The sequence below is a fragment of the Psychromonas sp. genome (assembly GCF_983033635.1).
Genome location: NZ_CEZLMY010000210.1, coordinates 1 through 5,320, shown reverse-complemented (window position 1 = coordinate 5,320; position 5,320 = coordinate 1). Strand labels below are relative to the sequence as shown.

Sequence of the window (5,320 nt, the reverse complement as noted above, 5' to 3'; positions counted from 1 at the left end):
ACACCTATCCCATTTTTCAAATCGTAACTAACCATTTAATTTACAAGTTAAATTCCAAAATCACTCAAATAACCTGCTCTGTGATATCTATCTGCCGGGGTAAAACTGGAATCAAGGTTGGACGCTCACTTTATTTTTGTAATTAATTCAAAGCACTAGAATTGCCAAACCAATTTGGCTAGGTAATTCCCATCCATTTTTATTGTGATGAACAAACGCTTTATCAACGAAAATCATGGAGCGAATTGAACGCCAGTTCAGGCTCATGAGCGGCTAAGCTCTGCGTGCCCTTTGTTTCCACTAAGTTCGGCTCCGCACAGGGATGTACTGTCTGAGATGGTGCGTTAAAAAGTGGTTGGGCAGTGCAAGATCAAAAAATGGCTTGGGGCGGCACTTTTTGGTTACTTTTTCTTGGCTGTTCAAAGAAAAGTAACACGCCGTCAGGGCGAAACTCCAACGATAAAAGTTAAACCAAACGCCTTAAGCGAAAGCCTACAATTAAACCAAATCGGCTAGGTATGTTCTGCATTCCCACGCAGCGCATCGGAACGAGTGAAAAACTAAAGCAATTTATATTGCCCGTTCTCAATACCATCAATTGACCAACTGCCAATACGATAACGAATCAAACGCAGTGTCGGAAAACCAATATTCGCCGTCATCCTGCGTACTTGACGGTTACGACCCTCGGTAATGGTAATACAGAGCCAGGTAGTCGGAATATTCGCACGTTCGCGAATCGGCGGATTGCGCGGCCATATTTTAGGCTCATCCATCACTTCGACTTTAGCTGGCAGGGTTAAACCATCTTTAAGCTGCACACCATCACGCAGCTTCTGCAGATCCGACTCCGTTGGCGCGCCTTCCACCTGTACCCAATAAGTTTTACTGGTTTTCGCACCGGGCTGGGTGATTTTCGCCTGTAATTTACCATCATTGGTCAGTAACAATAACCCTTCACTATCTCTGTCTAAGCGACCGGCGGCATAAACCTCCGGGATATTGATAAAATCTTTCAGGGTCTGGCGTCTGTTTTCAGGATTGCCCTCATCGGTAAATTGGCTAAGCACATCAAAGGGTTTATTAAACAGTACGATTTTTTGCGGGCCATTTACAGCTATTGCAGTGCTTTTCTGCGTGGCGCGCTTGCTCGCATGCGCTTGTTTACTGCTTTTAGCTTGATTGTTTTTAAAGGAGTTGTTATTTTTTTTAAACACAAGCGTCTACCCGTAACGAAAATAATGAGTAGTGATTGTAGCAGAAGATCCACCGCTAAAGTGCTTGGCAAGCATATTAAAATAGCCGCTGTTTAGTTGATTTAGTGAACAGAAAATCGCTATATGGGCTAACAAAGTGACGCCGATTTGTGCATCAAAGTGGACTATTTATCAGTTTTCGCTATGATAAAGCCCTAATTTTTTGTGGCGTAACAAATTCATAACAATTTTTATGCTTAGTTAAAAAATCCTAACTCTTGTTAAAGGAAATAATATGACAGATAAATCAGCAAAGATTATTTATACACAAACGGATGAAGCACCAGCACTGGCAACACACTCACTGCTTCCTATTGTTAATGCTTTTACAAAAGCGGCTGATATTGTTGTTGAAACACGAGACATCTCTTTAGCTGGTCGTATTATTGCTAATTTCCCTGAGAACTTAACGGAACAACAAAAGTTATCTGATGCATTAACTGAATTGGGTGAGCTTGCAAAAACAGCTGCAGCAAATATTATCAAACTGCCAAACGTCAGCGCTTCAATTCCCCAGTTACACGCTGCGATTAAAGAGTTACAAGCGCACGGTTATGATCTGCCTGATTTCCCTGAAGATGCAAAAACAGATGCTGAAATCGATGTTAAAGCACGTTATGCAAAAGTATTAGGTAGTGCGGTAAACCCGGTACTGCGTGAAGGTAACTCGGATCGCCGTGTTGCTGATGCGGTTAAACAGTACGCACAGGATAACCCGCACCGTATGGGTGCATGGTCTAAAGATTCAAGATCACATGTTGCTAATATGCAAAACGGTGATTTCTACGGTAGCGAGCAATCAGTTGTACTAGGACAGAATGATGATCTGAAAATTGAATTCACAGCAGCTTCCGGCGCAGTCACTGTATTAAAAGCATCAACGCCAGTATTAAAAGATGAAGTCATTGATTCATCAGTAATGAGCTGTGCGGCATTACGTGCTTTCTTTGAAGCGCAAATGCAGGACGCTAAAGAGAACGGCATTATGCTTTCACTGCATCTAAAAGCGACCATGATGAAAGTGTCAGATCCGATTATGTTTGGTCACGCGGTAACGGTTTACTTTAAAGACGTGTTTACTAAACACGCCGCACTGTTTGCAGAGCTAGGTGTTGATGCAAGTAATGGTCTTGGTGATGTTTATGCAAAAATCGCTAACTTACCGGCAGATCAAAAAGCACAAATTGAAGCTGATATCCAAGCGGTTTATGCTACACGTCCTGCACTGGCGATGGTTGATTCAGATAAAGGTATTACTAACTTACACGTACCAAGTGATGTCATTATCGATGCATCTATGCCGGCTATGATTCGTTCAAGCGGGCAGATGTGGAACGTACAAGGAAAACTTGAAGATACTAAAGCGATGATTCCGGATCGTTGTTACGCTGGTATCTACCAGGAGACTATCGCATTCTGTCGTGAAAATGGCGCATTTGATCCGGCAACTATGGGTAACGTATCTAACGTTGGCCTGATGGCGCAAAAAGCGGAAGAGTACGGTTCACACGATAAAACATTCCAAATCAAAGAAGCGGGCAGCGTTAAAGTAACTGATTCCGCGGGTAATACGCTGATGGAACATACTGTGGCAGAAGGTGATATCTGGCGCATGTGTCAGGCGAAAGACATTCCTGTTCGTGACTGGGTTCGTCTGGCAGTTAGCCGTGCAAAAGCTACTGGCCAACCAGCAATCTTCTGGTTAGATGAAAACCGTGCACACGATGCGAACTTAATCGCTAAAGTGAATACTTATCTGCAAGATCACGATACAGCTGGCTTAGATATTCAAATCTTAGCGCCAAATGATGCCATTAAATTTACGCTGAAACGCGTGTTAGCGAGTGAAAACACTATCTCTGTAACTGGTAACGTTTTACGTGATTACCTAACGGATCTGTTCCCTATTTTAGAGCTTGGCACAAGTGCTAAAATGCTTTCAATTGTACCGCTGCTTGCTGGTGGCGGTCTGTTTGAAACTGGCGCTGGTGGCTCTGCACCTAAACATGTGCAGCAGTTTGTTGAAGAAGGACATCTGCGTTGGGATTCACTTGGTGAGTTCCTAGCGCTGGCGGTTTCTATCGAAGATATTGCAGCGAAAACAGGCAATGAGAAAGCCGTTGTTTTAGCTGAAGCATTGCATATCGCTAACGGTAAATTCCTAAAAGAAGATAAATCACCTTCGCGTAAAGTAAACGAGCTTGATAACCGTGGCTGTCACTTCTATCTGGCAATGTACTGGGCAGAAGCGCTGGCAGCACAAACTAAAGATGCGGCATTACAAGCGACATTTGCACCATTTGCTAAAGCACTGGCTGAGAATGAAGCAAAAATCGTGAAAGAGCTAAACGATGCACAAGGTGTTGCCGTTGATCTTGGTGGTTATTTCCACACTGACCAAGTTAAAGTGGCAGCAGCAATGCGTCCAAGTAAAACTTTAAACGATGCTTTAGCTACAATTTAAGGTTTGTGGAATGTGTCCTGAACGGACGCATTAGATAAATAAGTAGCCAAATTAACTCAGGTTATTTATCAAAAAGGTGCTCATTGAGCACCTTTTTTGTTTTCAGGGAAAACTTAGTAAAAATTTATATTCGCGTCATACTAGAATTAATGAGGAGGGTTGGCGTCTTATGAATAATATTTCAATCAAGTCTATTCCTAACATTATAACGCTATTACGCCTGCTTTTAGCTGTGCCGATCTTCCTTCTGATAGTGCAGGAGAATTACTCGACTGTGTTGTGGATTGCTTTAATTGCCGGGCTCAGTGATGGCATCGACGGCTGGTTGGCACGCAAGCTGGATGCTTTAAGTCATTATGGCGCTATCGTTGATCCGCTCTCGGATAAAGTTTTACTAATCAGTACTTATGTCGCGCTTGTGCTGGTGGGATTACTGCCCTGGTGGCTGGCTGTTATTATTGTACTGAGAGATGTGATTATTGTGAGTGGCGCGCTTGCTTATTACTGTTTCTTTGGACGTTATGAGGTGGCATCGAGCCGATTAGGAAAAATCAGCACCTGTGTGCAGATTGTTTTTGTCCTGATGTTGTTAACAGAGCAGGTCTATCCTCTGTTTCCTGAATTGAGTTTCCAGATCGGGCTATGGTTAGTGATTTTTATGGCCTTTGCCAGTGGTGGCCATTATGTCTATATCTGGGGAAAAAAAGCGCTGAAGATGAAAAATTCGAAGGATCTGTTCAAAAATCAACAATAATCAACGCATTCTTTGCCTGCTAACTTTAGGAGTTCTTGTTATGCAAAAACATTGAGTTGCTCACGCGCCTGATCAAGATTAAGCTCTGCCGCTTCTGGCCCCATCGCTAATGATTCAGCATAAACCACTTCGACATCGCTAATGCCAAGAAAACCCAGTAAGGTTTTTAAGTAAGGAATCTGCTGATCACTGCCCTGATCTTTATGCATACCACCACGGGTAGTGACAATGACTGCACGAGTGCCTGTGATTAACCCCTGCGGCCCCAACTCGGTATAAGTAAATGTTTTACCCGCGCGTGCAACCAAGTCGATCCAGTTTTTTAATTGTGTCGGGATCATAAAGTTATACATAGGTGCGCCAATCACTAAGAGGTCGGCTAATCTCAGCTCGGCAATTAGTTTGTCGGAAAGTGCTAAGGCATCTCGTTGCTTATCATTGAGCTGTTCTGGCGATCTCATTGCCATAGCTATTTCACCATCTAAAACAGGTAAGGGCTGTTGTGCAAGATCGCGCTGCGTAATTGTCGCCTGTTGCAGTTTATATTTTGCTAATAATTCATCAATTAATTTCGATGAGCTGGAGTAATCTCCTAAAATGCTAGATTTTAACGCTAATACATTAGTCATAAGTTGATCCTTTTGGTTGGCTAAACTGAGATTATACGGGCGCTAAAATTTAAAAAAATCGCATTATATAGAGCAGTTTGTTCAGTTTTTTTGAACTGTTTTCAGGTTTGTCATTTAGAAAAGGCAGGCGAAGCTTTTCTTGTGATCAGCAATTACTAATACCAATCCGCAAAATTAACTGATCTGTTTTTGTTTTTGGAAGTGCGGTTTTAACCGC

The 5,320-nt window shown here is 42.6% G+C and carries 4 protein-coding genes; 2 read left to right on the top strand and 2 right to left on the bottom strand.

Annotated elements, in window-relative coordinates:
* Nucleotides 1–560: 560 nt before the first annotated feature.
* Nucleotides 561–1,121, bottom strand: a complete 561-nt coding sequence (locus tag AC4GME_RS17000) for an rRNA large subunit pseudouridine synthase E (RefSeq protein ID WP_490377103.1) — start codon at nt 1,119–1,121, stop codon at nt 561–563.
* 370 nt (nt 1,122–1,491) lie between these two features.
* On the opposite strand from AC4GME_RS17000, the gene AC4GME_RS16995 reads away from it, so the two are divergent.
* Together AC4GME_RS16995 and AC4GME_RS16990 are read left to right on the top strand one after the other, a co-directional pair.
* Entirely contained in the window at nt 1,492–3,720 is a 2,229-nt protein-coding gene (locus tag AC4GME_RS16995; protein ID WP_490377092.1) for an NADP-dependent isocitrate dehydrogenase, read from the top strand.
* 169 nt (nt 3,721–3,889) lie between these two features.
* Nucleotides 3,890–4,474 carry a CDP-alcohol phosphatidyltransferase family protein gene (locus AC4GME_RS16990; RefSeq protein WP_490377093.1) on the top strand — a complete coding sequence of 195 codons (585 nt, stop codon included), beginning with the start codon at nt 3,890–3,892 and terminating at the stop codon, nt 4,472–4,474.
* Nucleotides 4,475–4,512: 38 nt separating this feature from the next.
* Here the strand turns inward: AC4GME_RS16990 and AC4GME_RS16985 are convergent, their stop codons facing one another.
* Entirely contained in the window at nt 4,513–5,103 is a 591-nt protein-coding gene (locus AC4GME_RS16985) for an FMN-dependent NADH-azoreductase (RefSeq protein WP_490377094.1), read from the bottom strand.
* Between the last annotated feature and the right edge of the window lie 217 nt (nt 5,104–5,320).